This window comes from Nocardia sp. NPDC049220, assembly GCF_040647855.1.
In the GTDB taxonomy this organism is placed as follows: Bacteria; Actinomycetota; Actinomycetes; order Mycobacteriales; family Mycobacteriaceae; genus Nocardia.
On the sequence record NZ_JBEZDA010000019.1, the window covers coordinates 84,936 to 100,881 of the forward strand.

Below are 15,946 nucleotides of genomic sequence, written 5' to 3' on the forward strand. Positions count from 1 at the left end.
CAAACTGCCCGGACTGTGACCGAAGCAATAGCATTGACGGTGTGACCTTGTACACGTCGATACCAGAATAATCCCGTGTTCCAATGGCCATAATCGGGTCGACGATCGGGGGTTCGAGTGGTTGAGGAAAGAGCAGCCGCCGCGGTTGACGCCACCGCCCAAATAGCTGAGCGCTATCGTTCGCTGGTCGAACACACACCCGACGGCATCTGTGTGCACGAGCGCGGCACGGTCGTCTTCGTGAACCCCGCGACCGTCCGCCTACTCGCCGCAGAGAGCGCCGACGAGGTGATCGGCCAGCCGCTGACCAAGTTCGTCCATCCGTCCTCGATTCCCGCGATGCAGGACCGCATCAGCACGCTGACCACGGCGGGCGCCGCCTCCGAACCGACCGAGATGATGCTGATGCGGGTCGACGGCGTCAGCGTCCCGGTCGAAACGGTGTCGGTGCTGACCGCCTGGCACGACCACCTCGCCTACCAGGTGGTCATTCACGACCTCACCGCCCAGCGGGAGGCCGAGGCCGCGCAGCGCAGGGCCGAACAGTACTTCACGACGGTCGTCTCACAGTTGGAGGAAGGCGTCGTGGTGATCGATCCGGAGGGACGGATCGAATCGATGAACCCGGCGGCCAAACACATCTTCGGTACCGAGGGACCGGATGAACAACTCGCCGGGCGGACCATCCAGTCGCTGCCGCTGGTGCTGCTGGACGCGAACGCTCAGCCGCTGCCGCCGACCCGCCACCCCATCGCGCGCACGCTCGCCACCGGCGAGACGATCACCGGGTACATCTTCGGCGTCGACCGCGTGGACGGCCAGCGGCGCTGGCTTTCCGGCAGCAGCCGCCTGCTCAACCCGGGCGACCCGCGCTCGTCGGCGGTCTCGTCCTTCGCCGACATCACCGAATTCCGGGCCAGTCGGCGGCAACTGGAGTATCAAGCCACGCATGACCCGCTCACCGGGCTGGCCAACCGCTCGCTGATCCTGTCCCAGCTCGCGGCCGCGCTGGCCACCATCGAGGAACTGCCGGTGTCCACCGTGCTGTTCATCGACCTGGACGGGTTCAAGTCGATCAACGACAGCCTCGGCCACGCCATCGGGGACACCGTGCTGCAGATCGTCGCACAACGGCTGCAGCGCGCGCTGCGCAGCGACGACATCGTCGGCAGACTCGGTGGCGACGAGTTCCTCGTCTTGTTGTCCGGCCGCACCCGCCAGGTGGACATCGACGCGTTGGTGATTCGACTGCGCTCGACCATGGCCGAGCCGATCGTCGCGCGCGGGCACCGGATCGAGGTGAACGCCTCGATCGGGGTCACCGCGCTCAGCATCGGCGACGGCCGCACCCCGGAGGCCGTGCTGCACGACGCGGACCTGGCGATGTACCGCGCCAAGCCGCCAGGACATCGCGAGGGCACTGTCAGCAAGGGCCGCAGGCCGAACAACACCCACGTGTCCTGACCGGTCCGGCGGTCTCCGCGGCTGGCGCGGAATCCGCTCGACGACCACGTCGTCGGCGTGCGCCGGGTTGCCGGAATAACAGCGCCACAACGACCTGTTACCTCATCTCGACGGCCCCTACCGGTGGTCGAGCATGTCGACCTGGTGCGGCTTTCCACGGACAACGAGATCGGCGTCATGCCGTCACCTGGGCTTCACCTGCGGTTACGGCGCGCTTGTCGTGATCACAGTAGACTCGACAACTCTGTTTTCCGAGCGTTCACGTGCCCGGCCCGGGCACCGACACGGCTCATCGCGGTGACAAGGAGTTCAGTTTGCCCGACCTCACACAGAACCGTGCGGCCACCGCGGATATCGGCAACGGCACGCCATTGCCGGCCCCCCGGAACGAGCCCGAGCGAACCCGCGAGGTGGAGCAAGAACAGGCCTACCTGTCGGTGCTGTACGACCGGCTCGACGAGATGCGTTACTACGCGCGCAATCGCTTGCGCACCGTGCTACTGGAAACCGGCGGCACCCCGCAAGCCCGCAGCGAGCGGGAGTCCTTCAGCCAGCTCTACACCGAGGACCTCGCGAAATACGATGCCGCCGAACACGGTCTGTGTTTCGGCCGGATCGACCTCGACGGCGAGCAGGAGGAGTACCGCTACATCGGCAGGCTCGGCATCCTCGACGAGAAGGACGACTACGAGAGTTTGCTGCTGGACTGGCGAGCCCCGTTGGCCCGGCCGTTCTACCTGGCCACCACCGCCGCACCGGATGGTGTGACCCGGCGCCGCCACATCCGCTCGCGCAACCGCACGGTGACCGCGGTCAACGACGAGTACCTCGACCTGGACGCCGCGCGTCTGGCCGGAGTCGCCGACGCCGATGGCGGCGTCGGCAGCGAAAGCGCCCTGCTCGCCGCGCTCAACGCCGCCCGCACCGGTCACATGAACGACATCGTGGAGACCATCCAGCACGAGCAGGACGCGATCATCCGCTCCGAGCACAAGAGCGTGCTCGTCGTGCAAGGTGGGCCGGGCACCGGCAAGACAGCCGTCGCATTGCATCGCGCCGCCTACCTGCTCTACACCTACCGTCAGCAGCTGGCCAAGAGCGGCGTGCTGATCATCGGGCCGAATGCCACGTTCCTCGACTACATCGGCCAAGTGCTCCCCTCACTCGGCGAGACCGGCGTGCTGCTGTCCACCATCGGCGATCTGTACCCCGGGGTGAAGGCGACCCGCGAGGACTCGCTGCGCGCGGGCGAGGTCAAAGGCTCGCTCGCGATCGTCGAGGTGCTCAAGCAGGCGGTGCGCGACCGCCAAGAGGTTCCCGCCGCACCAATCCGTCTGAGCTTCGACGGCTATCCGGTCACACTCGACCGCAAGATCGTGACCCGGGCCCGTGGCCGCGCGCGTTCCTCGCGCCGTCCGCACAACCTGGCCCGGCCGATCTTCGCCAGTTCGGTGATCGATACGCTGACCGACCAGCTCGCACAGACGATGGGCGCCGATCTCTCCGGCGGGACCAGCCTGCTCAGTTCGGCCGATCTCACCGAGATCCGGGACGAGATGCGCGCGGACCCGGAGATCCAGGCCGCCATCGGCGCGCTGTGGCCGATCCTGTCCCCGCAGGAGGTCCTCGCCGACCTGTTCGCCGACCCGAAGCGACTGGATCGGGTCGCGTCCGCGCTCGATCCCGCCGACCGTGCCGAGCTGGTGCGGCCGGACAACGGCGAGTTCAGCGCCGCCGACGCGCCGCTGCTGGACGAGCTGGCCGAGTTGCTCGGCGTCGACGACGCCGAGGAGCGGGAGCGCGCCCGCCGCCGCTGGCGCGCCCAACTGGCCGAAGCGCAGGACGCGCTGGACATCCTGACCGGCTCCGCGCCACAGGACCTCGAGGACGAACTCGATCCCGAGATCTTGATGGCCTACGACCTGATCGACGCGGGCCAGCTGGCCGAACGCCAGGACTTCCGCACTCGTCAGACCACCGCGGAACGCGCAGCGGGCGACCGCACCTGGACCTACGGACACGTCATCGTGGACGAGGCGCAGGAGCTGTCGGAAATGGCTTGGCGCATGGTGATGCGGCGCATTCCGAACCGGTGGATCACCGTGGTGGGCGACGTCGCACAGACCGGCGATCCGGCGGGGGCCTCGTCGTGGCACCGGATGCTGGAGCCCTATGTGGCCACGCGGTGGAAGCTGAGCGAACTGACGGTCAACTACCGCACCCCCGCGGAGATCATGAACGTCGCCGCGGACGTGCTGGCCGCGATCGATCCCACGGCGGTAGCGCCGCGATCGGTCCGCGAGACCGACAGCGTACCCAGCGCCTACCTGGTCACCCCCGATGCTGTGTATGCCGAGGTCGCCCGGCTGATCGGCGCCGAATCCGGCCCGGGCACCACGGCGGTGATCGCGCCGCACGGATGGGTGGCGGCGTTGGCCGATCTCGCGGGCAAGTCAGTGCGGGTGCTGACCGTGCACGACGTGAAGGGTTTGGAGTTCGACGCGGTCTACCTGGTAGAGCCGCAGTGCATCGTCGACGAATCGCCGCGCGGGCTCAACGACCTCTACGTCGCGCTCACCCGCGCCACGCAACGCCTCGGCGTCGTGTACAGCACCGGGCTACCCGATGTGTTGGGCAAGCTGCGCTGACGGCTCCCGCCGACCAGCGAATGCTCCGTGCCACATCGCAGAACCGGGTGCACGGAGCATGTCGTTGTGGTGTGCTCAGCGCACCGTGTGCACGATCAGCACATCCGAGCGCGATTTGCGCGCGACGTCGGAGGGTACCGAGCCGAGCAGCCGGCCCGCCAGGGTGTTCAAGCCCCGGTTGCCGACCACCAGCAGATCGGCGTCGACCTCCTTGACCAGTGCCAGTAGCGACTCCACCGGCTCGCCGACAATGGCACGCTCGACGATATCGATGGCACCCGCGCCCAGGGCCCGATCCCGCGCGACGCGCAGGATCTCGCTGGTCGGCGCGGAGCCCCGCACCTGATATGCCTCCTCCTTGAGCACATCGGTGGCAGCGGCGAGATCGCGATCGTCGATCGGGTAGTACGCGCACGCCACGACCAGGGTCGCGACGGACACTCCAGCCAGAGCAGCGGCCTTCTCGACGGCGACATACGACGAGTCCGAGCCATCGGTACCGACGACAATGGTCCGGTAGACGGTCATTCTCTCCTCCAACTATGCGATGGGTCGGAGCCGCATCCGGTCTCGTCCCAGCCGGGCCGGGACGTCGGCGCGGCGACTGGGCTCGACCCTAGCGGCACATCGGTGCGGAAATATCCGAAATCGCAACACATCACACACGGATGTTCCGCCATTCCAGCGACGCGCTCGCCGGCGAATGCCCGAGAAATTCCGCCGACCAGTCGTAGACCTGAATTCGACATCCGGAATATGTGATTCGACACAATCGCGCCGAACGGCGCTGCCGTGTTGGGATACCCGTCACACGGCTGGCGCCAACACACGAAAATCGGCCCGCCTCGCCACGTGAATCACGCACCGGGACGGGCCGATCGGTCCTGGAATACCGGCTGCTACGGCCACGGCCGGTAGTTGGCCCAGAATATGCTGAGAATTGCTGCGATGATGTCCACGTGTTACTCCCTCGACAGAAAATAGGATGCGCTGGATCAGTGCGGCCGTGCGCCTAGAGGTCGAAAAGCGGGCCGGTGATGGTCAATCCGAGGTCGTCGACATGTGCGAAGAACGCGAACAGCATCAGTGCGGCGCCCGCCAATGCGACGTCCTTGTTGAAAGAGACCATCTCGACCTGTTTGGTCTGCGCATCGGTCTCCTTCCAGAACCCGTGCATCAGAAAGGCAGTCGGCAGCAGGAGGACTGCCAGCAGCAGTGACCCGAGATCGGCCCACACACCGAGCAGCACGCTCAGGCCACCGAGCCCGAACAGCACCCCGGAGGCCAGCACGGCGATCTTCGGCATCGGGATGCCCCGGCTCTGCGCGAACCCCGCCATCGCATCCGTCTGAGCGAAGTGCCCGAACGCGGAGCCCAGGAAGAGCAGCGAGAACAACACCCGTCCGATCAACACCACGACATCCATATCCAACTCCCTGTCTGTTGACGGTCGATAGCGCGACGTCCGGCCGCCTGGCCGAATGATCGAATATGCTCCTGGCAGCGACTATATTCTGGTCGGCGTTACCTTCGCAGTTACTTCGTTTCGCGAGCGTAGTGAATTCTTGGCATATTCCAATGGAGCCATTCCGACTTCCGCGGTGAACTCACGCGAGAAGTGCGCCTGGTCGAAGTATCCCAGCTCCGCGGCCAGTGCGGCCAGATCGTCGGTGCGCCCTTTGGCGAGCAGGTCGGCGCCGTCCTGCAACCGATAGCGGCGCAATACCCATTTCGGCCCGGCACCGACATACCGGCGGAACATGCGCTGCAGGGTGCGAGTGGGGACGCCGAAGCGATCGGTGATCTGATCCACCCTGGTGAGCTCCAGGTCGGTGGCCATCGCGTCGACGATGCGCAACACCAGCCGGTAGGTCGGGTCGTCCGCGGCGGGCCGGCCCCCGAGGTATTCCTCGACGACGGCGCGGCGTCGCTCATCGGTGTCTGCGTCGAGTACGCGCTCGGTCAACTCGCCCGCGTCGGGCATGACGTCGGTGATATCGACGGAGCTGTCCCGAAACGAGCCGACGTCGAGTCCGGTGAATGCGCCGAAACCGCCGGCTCGGAAGCGAATACCGAACGTCTCCCCGAGCCCGCCGAGTTCGCGGACGAACTTGGTGGTGCTCACCCCGTTCACGAATCCGCCGGTGCGCGTGTCCGACCGTTCGAAAGTGATATTCACGCTCGGATACGAGAGCACTTCCGCGCGATACGGTGCCCTGCCGCGCAGATCCCACCGCACCGACCAATACCACTCGACGTAGCGATCCACTGCCGGGCTCGGCGGACACCGGACCAGGGAGCGGTGCTTGGCCTGCTCGTCCGGATGCAGTATGCCCTTGGTATCGGTGGGTATCGCCGGCGTGCGCGCCGGAGCCGGCCGCGCGGCGTCCGATTCAGCACTGCTGGGCACGATGTCGCGTTCTTCCAAGACCGGCGGTCCACCGTCGACGAGCATCGAGGACATGACGAACACAGTGAATCCGATCGCCGACGGTTACCACTCGATCACCTGCTTCCTCGCGGTGGGCGACGGCAACAAGGCCATTGATTTCTATACCGCCGTCTTCGGCGCCGAGGTGCTCAGCCGCAACGATCTGCCCGACGGTCAGCCCGCCCATGCTGAACTGAAGTTCGGCGACTCGACGCTGCAGATGGGTATGCCCATCCCGGACAGCGGCGTGCTCGCCCCGAATGGCGAATGGGTGCACACCTCGATCGTGCACTACTGTCCCGATGTCGACGCGGTGGTGCGACGCGCGGTCGAACACGGCGCCCGCAGTGTCGAGGAACCGCAGACCTTCGTCACCGGCGACCGCTACGGCGTGGTCATCGACCCGTTCGGCCACCGCTGGGCGGTGCTCACCAAGGTAGAAGAGGTCTCGCGGGCCGAAGCCGAACGCCGCGTCAACGAGTGGCTGGCCACGCAGGGCTGACCGTCCCGGTGCCGCCGCGGCCAGGCAACGCCTGGGCCGCGGGGGCAAAGCCGATGCGGCACAACTCAACTCAACCCGGCGGCATCCATACCGCGCAACTCCTTCTTCAGGTCGGCGATCTCGTCGCGCAACCGACCCGCGAGTTCGAACTGCAGCTCCCGCGCCGCGTTCATCATCTGGTCGGTGAGTTCCTTGACCAGGTCGGCGAGTTCGGCGCGCGGCATCGACTTCACGTCGCGCCCCTCGTAGACTCCCGCACTCACCGCTCGGCCCGGCTCGCCCTGCGCACGGCGACCACGGCTGGCATTGCGCCCGGAGCCGCCGACCTCGATTTCGGACTCGTCGGCTTCCCGATACACCTGGTCGAGGATGTCGGCAATCCTCTTGCGCAACGGTTTCGGATCGATACCCATTTCCTCGTTGTAGGCGACCTGCTTGGCCCGGCGGCGGTCGGTCTCGTCGATGGCGAATTGCATCGAGTCGGTGATCTTGTCCGCGTACATGTGCACCTCGCCGGACACATTGCGTGCGGCTCGACCGATCGTCTGGATCAGCGCGGTGGTACTGCGTAGGAAGCCCTCCTTGTCCGCGTCGAGAATCGCGACCAACGACACCTCGGGGAGGTCGAGGCCCTCACGTAGCAGGTTGATACCCACCAGCACGTCGTACTCGCCGAGGCGCAGTTGTCGCAGCAACTCGACCCGGCGCAGGGTGTCGATCTCGGAATGCAGGTAGCGCACTCGGATGCCGAGCCCGAGCAGATAGTCGGTGAGGTCCTCGGCCATTTTCTTGGTGAGCGTGGTGACCAACACCCGCTCGTCGCGTTCGGTGCGCCCGCGGATCTCGTGGATCAGGTCATCGATCTGGCCCTTGGTCGGCTTCACCACCACCTTGGGGTCGACCAGACCGGTCGGCCGGATGACCTGCTCGACCACCTCGCCACCGGTCTGCCCTAGTTCGTACGGGCCAGGGGTGGCGGACAAATACACCGCCTGTCCGATGCGGCCGGCGAACTCCTCCCAGGTGAGTGGTCGGTTGTCGACCGCGGACGGCAGCCGAAAGCCGTACTCGACCAGGTTGCGCTTGCGGGACATGTCACCTTCGTACATGCCGCCGATCTGCGGGACGGTGTTGTGGGACTCGTCGATAACGAGCAGGAAGTCCTCAGGGAAGTAATCCAGCAATGTGGCGGGAGCCGACCCCGACGGGCGTCCGTCGATATGGCGCGAGTAGTTTTCGATGCCCGAGCAGAACCCGACCTGCCGGATCATCTCCAGGTCGTACTGAGTGCGCATCCGCAACCGCTGCGCCTCCAGCAGCTTGCCTTGGCGCTCCAACTCGGCAAGTCGTTGCTCCAACTCGGCCTCGATATCGCGCACCGCGCGCTCCATCCGTTCCGGTCCCGCCACATAGTGGGTGGCCGGGAAGATGCGCAACATGTCGACCTGGCGGACCACGTCGCCGGTGAGCGGGTGCAGGTAGTACAGCGCGTCGATCTCGTCGCCGAAGAACTCGATGCGGACGGCGAGTTCCTCATAGGACGGGATGATCTCCACGGTGTCGCCACGCACGCGGAACGAACCGCGGGTGAACGCCATGTCGTTGCGGGTGTACTGCACATCGACCAGCAGCCGCAGTAGCGCGTCCCGATCGATCTCGGTGCCGACCTGCAGCTGTACCGACCGGTCCAGATACGACTGTGGCGTGCCGAGGCCGTAGATACACGACACCGAGGCGACCACCACCACATCGCGCCGGGACAGCAAGCTGGAGGTCGCCGAGTGGCGCAGCCGCTCGACATCGTCGTTGATCGAGCTGTCCTTCTCGATGTAGGTATCCGTCTGCGCGATGTACGCCTCGGGTTGGTAGTAGTCGTAATACGAGACGAAGTACTCGACGGCGTTATTGGGCAGCATCTCACGCAACTCGTTGGCCAACTGGGCGGCGAGGGTCTTGTTCGGCGCCATCACCAGCGTGGGCCGCTGCAATCGCTCGATCAGCCAGGCCGTGGTGGCCGACTTACCAGTGCCGGTGGCGCCCAGCAGCACCACGTCGCGCTCACCCGCCCTGATCCTGCGTTCCAACTCGTCGATCGCGGCCGGCTGGTCGCCGGCCGGCTGGTGTTCGCTGACCACCTGGAACCGACTGTCGACGCGTTCGATCTCGCCGACCGGACGGAACTCCGAGTGCGCGAGCGGCGGCGGCGCCGCGGCCCTGCCCTCGTAGCCCTCCGCCGGAATCTCGGTTGCGAATGCCATGCCGACCAGCCTAGGCGCAGACACCGACAGGGTTCGTGGGTGCTGGACCAGGCCGTGCGGTGAATGAGGGGCGGCATTTGGTTACGTGGTGTCACATCCGAACCTGTGTGGCAGAGCGGGCGCGTGGGGTTCGTCACTCGATTTCAGTAGGCTTCATCACTTCGGTATCTGTGGCCGGAGAGCCGCGGCTGGCGGCCGGTCGGAGAATGTCAGTCGCGCCAGGGCGGTGGTTTGGCAGCCCTCCAGCCCCCATCCCATCCCAGCAATCTCGAGAATGGAAGCGGTTTGGCATCGGCGGCTCGAACTTGGTCGAACCGCCCCGGATGATATTCGTCGATGTCGCTCATGTACGCGTTCCGCTCGGAACGGAAATGACTGACAATCACTGGCAGTGAATCCAGTCCCATCATATGAGAGACTCCGTCGTACAAAAACAGTTCGGATGTAGGGATGAGCAATGCATTGGTATAACTGTGCTGGACCGGCGAAAACTGGTCGACGGTGCCGTGTACAAGATCGACTGGAACCCGGTAATCACCGAACTCGATTCCCCAGGGTAGAGCATTAGCTTGGATGACGTCGTCTACCCATGCTTCACGATCTTCCTGTAGCCCGCGCTCATAGCTTTTGGTCAGAGTGGCAAAGTTCGTTCCCACCCACTTGTTATCCAGGTCGGTGAAGTAATCATCGTTGAGCTCGAGAAGCCAGTCGCCGCGCTCACCCGTTCTCTGCGCCATTTCCCTGATCGCGCCATCGTCAAACGCTGCTCTATTCGCCTCACCCATTCCTGCGGACCAGTCACCACTTTGATCGAGTTTAGGAGCCAGGCCCCCAACAGAGACGGCGCGTTCGACCCGCCCGGGGTCCAACGCGCCGACGGCAATGGCTGTCGAACCACCACCCGACCGACCCAGCACCGAATATCGGTCGAGTGCGAACAGATCCGCTACATGCATGATGTCGCGGGCGCAGTCTGCAACCTGACGGTCCGGAAGCCGGGTGGAAGCGCCGTAGCCCGGCCGCTCCACGATAATCAACGCGAATCCCCGGGCGGACAACATGTCTAGGTCGGGTAGCGGACCGTCGACTCCAACGGGTGAACCCGGCGACATCATGATCGGATACCCGTGCGGATCGCCCGCGACACGGAAATGTAGGACTCTGCTGCCGCCCGGCACTCGGTCGTCCGGTATTCGCGTCGCATAGAGCGGGGCCTTCTCGAAGCGCTCCGCCATCGCGTCTTCGGGAGCCCACACCACGTCGTCCGGTAGCGCAGTCAGCGCCGCCTCGTGACCGGACCGACGCCCCAGTTCCCGCCGCTGGTCCCGATCGTGCTGCGATTCGAGCAATGCATCCGTGGGGATGGAATCCGGTTCGCCCTGGGCCGCAACGACATGCTCGCCGGAATCGAGTGGTCGCGCGTCATCCTCCACGGGGTTCTCGACCCGAGCCACGGGACCTGACCTATCGCTGCGGGGGAGCACCTCATCCGGCCAGCCCAACGTGACCCGAGGGTCGATTGCAGGATTATTCGGGTCGAGTACTCCGGCTTCGACCAATGCGCGCACCGCTTCGGGTTCGCTGAACGGCACCTGATCCTTCCACCCCGACACTATCGCCAAATCTCTTTTAGTACGCAGATCCATTTCGAGTCGCGGTGGAATCTTATCGGCAGCGAGAAAATACTCTCTTGAATGAGGAAGTGCCGCCATCTCGGCTGCAGCTTTCCGAAATTCGACTCCCTTGACAGTCGACACCTCGATGGAATCAGTCCCGTCGAAAACGCCATCCCGATAGGAAGCGAATGCATACCTGGATTTGAAGTCTGCGTATACATAAGTCATCCGAAAATTCAAATCTTTAGGCGTGCGATCGCTCCCCCAGTATTCATTATATTTTATATCTACGTAACCTCTCCATTCCTCGTATGCCCCGGTATCGCCTGTTTCCGACCAAAAACCTTCGGTCGCGTACCAATCTCTGAGCATGTTTCGGTTTTCATCACCGTCTTCCCGAACGGGCGGATGGTTCGATTCCGGATCCCATGCGGGACCAGACCGCTCGATGGGTGTATCCAAATCCGTCTGTGGGGAATCGGATTTTGAAGTGCCGAACAGGTTGTCGTGCGGTGGAGGGTTCGCGGCAGGGAGATTCTCGATCGAGATCGACGCCGGCGGGACGTCGGCGAAGTCCTGCCGTGATTGAACGAGATTCGAGTCGTGTGAAGATACCGGGTCCCCTGCTCGCCGGTGGGGGACCTCGGGTGTGCGGGCGCCTGCTCGTGCAGCGTGCACGGCCTGGGCGCTGCCACCGACCACGCCTCCGACGATCCCGGTGACCATCCCGGTGAGGAATTCTTTGCCATTCAGGGTGAACTCGCCGGTGGCGATGGCATCCGCCACGCCCGTCACCGCGGCGCCGGCGATGGCGCCGCCGACCCCTCCGGCGCTACCGAGCAGAAAAGTCGAGGCAACAGTGGCGGGGACGCCGCCGAACCGATTGGCGATCGTGACAGCGGCGCGTGAAACGACCGGGGCGGCGGCATGGGCCGCAGCGGCGCCGGCCAACCCCCCCGCCACGCCGCTGAGACCGGCGAAGACGATCGACCGATAATCGAGGTGGTCACGGTTGCCTTCGGCCCGCTGCCATACTTGCGCACCGTAACTGACCGCGACATTGACGAGCCCGCCGAAAACCGCCGATGTCACCAGCACCCTGGTCCTGGTGAGGGTGAACTGCTCACCCGCCACGGCGATCTTCTCCAGCAGCGATGTCAAAAAGCGTCGCCACGCGGACTGGACGACGGCCCGATCGGCGGCGGCTTTGACCGCGCCCACATGCAACAGAACAGCGTCAGCGGCCAACTGGGCGACCAGCACGGCGCCGAACGCAAGCCAGGTCAGCTGTCCCAGCTCGATCGAGGTGGCCCCGTCACGCAGTTGCGAGGCCAGACTGTCGCAGTAATCCGCATGCCGCCGTAACTCGGTTTCGCAGCTACGCAACCGAGCCGTCAACTGATCGGCTGCCTGTCCTTCCATGCTCGCTGGCAACCGCTCTGCCTGCACCAGGTAACCATCGGCTTGCGCTCGACAGACAGCAGCGGTGTCCGACCACCCCAGAGCCAAGCGACGCATCGCCGCCGGATCTCCCTCCGGACACGGACCCAACACCGGCTCCACCAACTCGGTTGGGAAGCCCTCGGGAACCACCATCCACTTCTACCACTCGTGAGCCTATTGTCGGCGGGGAATCACCCGGTCGTCGCCGCGCTTATCAACAGCCGATGCAAGACCTTGGCAGGCCCGCTGGCGTCTTGCCCCTCCAGTTCCACCTCGGTGAATGCTTGGCTCAACGCGCTTTGCGGATCGAAAACACCCTCGACCACAACACCAGGTAGCGCACTACGCCATCGCCGATAACCGCTGATCACGCCCCCAGCAGCCGCGGCATCGACCCCGTTGGCTCGCAGATACTCGCCGATCAACACCCGCTGCGTGTGCTGACCGGCCCGGAAACCGCCGGCACCATCGAGCAGCCGACCGAATTCGCCGACGACCGTCGAATACATTACCCGCTCACCGCATTTGGGCACTTTCATACCGGAGCGGATCGCCGCCTGTACCGCCTCGGCATGAGCAACCGGATCCGCGGCGAGGGTCCGGTCCAACACGATCCAGGCGGCCGGTCGCACCGTTGGACTCTCGATTGTGCAGCTCTCGCCCGCGCTGTGCTCCCACACGAGGCCGGACGGCGCCCCCTCAGCAAGGTCGGTCACCGCGATCCCCCGTAGGGGAACCGTGTACTTGCTGAGCATGTCGTCGACAGCGGCCGCGATCTCGCCCACCGTATGCACACTGACGAGCGCGGTTTCGAAGCCATTTATCCACAGCCGATGCCGCGCCGCCATCGCCACGGCAATCTGTAATGCCGCCGGGTCGGTGCAGGGATCGGGGATCGACCTGGACGGCACTGGCAGCGATCGGCGGGGCGCGGGTGTTCGCGGAGCGAACGGGGACCGAACAGGTTCGCCTCGTCGCCGCAGCTCACGAGGAGGAGAGACGCGAGGCGGCGTCCCGCCCTCGGGCGCGGGGGACCGCGGAGGCGACGACCACGGTGTCGGCGCGTACCTCGACCACGGACTACTCCGATCCCGGCCCACACCATCGGGTGCAGCCCCCACCGACAGATGGCGGTCGGCGGCTGGCTTCGCTACCGGCGTCACCACCCGGTCTCCACCGCCGGCCTTCGCATCACCAGCGAAGAAATTCCGGCCGCTGGGCCCCTGACCGGCGCCGATCGCATCTTCCTGACCGTCGGCATCCATCCTGTCGGCATCCATCGAATCCGGCGACGACCGATACCGATCCTGCGCGTCGAACGAATCCGGCTTCTTCGATGCCGCACTCCCAGTCGGCGCAACAACACTGCCGACGTCATCGCGCAACGGTTTCGCTACAGCGTGATCCGGCGCGGATTTCTGCTCGCCCAGCCAGTTCAACCCAGCCGGGGATACCGCGTTCATTCGCTCGTCCGTGCCGAAATCGGTTCCACCCAAAGCATTTTCGCCGGTTGAATCTACCGCTCGTATACGAGACGCTCCGGCGTGATCTTCGTGATGGAAAGCGTCAGCGACCTCGGCGACCCGCGGTGGGATCGCCTGCAATACCTCGGCCACCACGTCAAGACTCTCCACGGCACGCTGAGCATCGGGCAAATAGCCCTCCTGGAACGTCCGACCGATATCATCCGCGCCCCAACACAACCGCTCCTCCGCGATGAGCGCTTTCAACTCGCTGATCGCTCGAGACACCTCATCGGCCAAGTTCTCCAATCCCGGAACAATCGCACGCAGCGAGTCCGTACCGACTCGCAGTGGCTCACTCACTCGACCGGGTGCGCAGCACCGAGTGCCGCATGCTGTAGGTGAAGTACACCACCAGGCCCGCAGCCATCCAGACCACGAACCGCAGCCAGGTGTGTACCGACAGGTTGAGCATCAGCCACGCGCAGGCGAGTACCGCCAGGATCGGGATGACCGGCACCCACGGCACCCGGAAGCCGCGTGGCAGATCGGGGCGGGTGCGGCGCAGGATCGGCACCCCCACCGACACCAGCACGAACGCGAACAGCGTGCCGATGTTCACCATCTCCGCGAGGGTTCCGAAGTCGACGAATCCGGCCAGCACGGCGCAGACCGTGCCGACGATGACGGTTATCTGCACCGGTGTGCCGTGGTTGCCGGTGCGCGCCAGCCGGCGTGGCAGCAGTCCGTCGCGCGCCATGGCGAACATGACCCGGGTCTGGCCCAGGAACAGCACCATCACCACGGTGGTCAGACCGGCCAGCGCGCCGATGGAGATCGCGTTCTTTGCCCAGGTGATGCCGTGGACCGCGAACGCGGTGGCGAGGGTCGCCTCGTCGCCGGACAGTTCGGTGTAGGGCACCATACCGGTCAGCACCAGCGACACCACCACGTACAGCACGGTGGCGATGGCCAGTGAGCCGATAATGCCGCGGGGCATGTCACGCTGGGGATTTTTGGTCTCCTCGGCGGTGGTGGCGACGATGTCGAAGCCGATGAACGCGAAGAATACGATGCTCGCCGCCGACAGCAACCCGTACCAGCCGAACGTGGAACCGCCGGCGCCGGTCAGCCAGGACAACAGCGACTGCTCCAGCCCGGATCCGGCACCGTTGCCCGGCTGTGACGACGGGATGTAGGGCGACAGGTTCGATGCCGTGAAGTACCGCAAGCCGAGGACCACCACCAGCGCGATCACCGCTAGCTTGACCGCCACCGCCACCGCCGACACCCGCGACGACATCTTGGTGCCGACTGCCAGCAACACGCCGAGGACCGCGACCAGCCCCGCCGCGCCCACATCGAACGACACCGACCCCACGTGCACGATCGGAGTATACGAGCCCAGCACCGTGCCCAAGTACTGTGACCAGCCTTTGGCTATCACCGAGGTGCCCAGCGCGAACTCCAGGACCAGGTCCCAGCCGATGGTCCACGCGGCGAGCTCGCCGAAGGTGGCGTAAGAGAAGGTGTAGGCGCTACCTGCGACCGGCACCGTCGACGCGAACTCCGCGTAGCACAGTGCGGCCAGTCCGCATGCGACGGCGGCGAAGACGAATGCCAGCGACACCGCCGGGCCCGCGACGGTGCCGGCAGTGCGCGCGGTCACGGTGAAGATTCCCGCGCCGACCACCACCGCGACACCGAAGACCGTGAGATCCCAGGCGCTCAAGTCCTTGCGCAGCCTGGACTCCGGCTCGTCGGTATCGCGGAGGGACTGTTCCACCGACTTGGTGCGAAAAACTCCACCCCATCGACTTGGTGGGGCATCTCGACTTGGTGGGGCATCGAGGGTCGTACTCTGCTGCGACTCCGGGGTAGTCATCAGTCACTCCTTGTTCAAGCGTCGTCGGTGATGACGTCGCACCGCGACGCCCGAATGGCACGTCGCGACAGGTTGGCTCAGGGAACTCATTGGTGACTGCGGCGCCTCGAGGAGATGGCCAGCAGGATCCAACCCGGCGGTGGGTATCCCTGAACATGAATAGTTACGGTGTAACTTACAATGTAACCTATGCCTAGGCACACGGAATCCACGATTTCGGCGACCCCGGACTTCAT

The 15,946-nt window shown here is 65.2% G+C and carries 10 protein-coding genes; 3 read left to right on the plus strand and 7 right to left on the minus strand.

Features of this window, described 5'->3' with window-relative positions; all coding sequences use genetic code 11:
- The first annotated feature begins 117 nt into the window (after positions 1-117).
- Positions 118-1,464 carry a diguanylate cyclase gene (locus AB0C34_RS27720; RefSeq protein ID WP_357079055.1) on the plus strand — a complete coding sequence of 449 codons (1,347 nt, stop codon included), beginning with the start codon at positions 118-120 and terminating at the stop codon, positions 1,462-1,464.
- A 371-nt stretch (positions 1,465-1,835) separates the two neighbouring features.
- The gene (locus tag AB0C34_RS27725; protein WP_357079102.1) at positions 1,836-4,112 is read left to right on the plus strand and encodes an ATP-binding domain-containing protein; all 2,277 of its coding nucleotides are present in this window, start codon (positions 1,836-1,838) and stop codon (positions 4,110-4,112) included.
- Between the two features lie 75 nt (positions 4,113-4,187).
- Here AB0C34_RS27725 and AB0C34_RS27730 read toward each other — a convergent pair whose 3' ends face one another.
- The 3 genes from AB0C34_RS27730 to AB0C34_RS27740 form a co-directional block, all read right to left on the minus strand.
- Positions 4,188-4,640 (minus strand): universal stress protein, encoded by a 453-nt coding sequence (locus tag AB0C34_RS27730; RefSeq protein WP_357079058.1) that lies wholly within the window; start codon positions 4,638-4,640, stop codon positions 4,188-4,190.
- Between the two features lie 484 nt (positions 4,641-5,124).
- On the minus strand, positions 5,125-5,538 hold the full coding sequence (locus AB0C34_RS27735; RefSeq protein WP_357079061.1) for a DoxX family membrane protein: 414 nt from the start codon (positions 5,536-5,538) through the stop codon (positions 5,125-5,127).
- A gap of 81 nt (positions 5,539-5,619) precedes the next feature.
- Positions 5,620-6,576: a helix-turn-helix domain-containing protein gene (locus AB0C34_RS27740; RefSeq protein WP_357079064.1), complete on the minus strand. Its 957-nt coding sequence runs from the start codon at positions 6,574-6,576 to the stop codon at positions 5,620-5,622.
- On the opposite strand from AB0C34_RS27740, the gene AB0C34_RS27745 reads away from it, so the two are divergent.
- Positions 6,575-7,045: a VOC family protein gene (locus AB0C34_RS27745; protein ID WP_357079067.1), complete on the plus strand. Its 471-nt coding sequence runs from the start codon at positions 6,575-6,577 to the stop codon at positions 7,043-7,045. The genes AB0C34_RS27740 and AB0C34_RS27745 overlap by 2 nt on opposite strands.
- Positions 7,046-7,110: 65 nt before the next feature.
- Here AB0C34_RS27745 and uvrB read toward each other — a convergent pair whose 3' ends face one another.
- The 4 genes from uvrB to AB0C34_RS27765 form a co-directional block, all read right to left on the minus strand.
- Positions 7,111-9,303, minus strand: a complete 2,193-nt coding sequence (uvrB, locus tag AB0C34_RS27750; protein ID WP_357079070.1) for an excinuclease ABC subunit UvrB — start codon at positions 9,301-9,303, stop codon at positions 7,111-7,113.
- 209 nt (positions 9,304-9,512) lie between these two features.
- Entirely contained in the window at positions 9,513-12,368 is a 2,856-nt protein-coding gene (locus tag AB0C34_RS27755; RefSeq protein WP_357079073.1) for an alpha/beta hydrolase, read from the minus strand.
- Between the two features lie 185 nt (positions 12,369-12,553).
- Positions 12,554-14,188 (minus strand): hypothetical protein, encoded by a 1,635-nt coding sequence (locus AB0C34_RS27760; protein WP_357079076.1) that lies wholly within the window; start codon positions 14,186-14,188, stop codon positions 12,554-12,556.
- Complete coding sequence (locus AB0C34_RS27765) at positions 14,181-15,710, minus strand: amino acid permease (protein WP_357079079.1); 1,530 nt, start codon at positions 15,708-15,710, stop codon at positions 14,181-14,183. The genes AB0C34_RS27760 and AB0C34_RS27765 overlap by 8 nt, the downstream gene beginning before the upstream one ends.
- Positions 15,711-15,946: the final 236 nt, after the last annotated feature.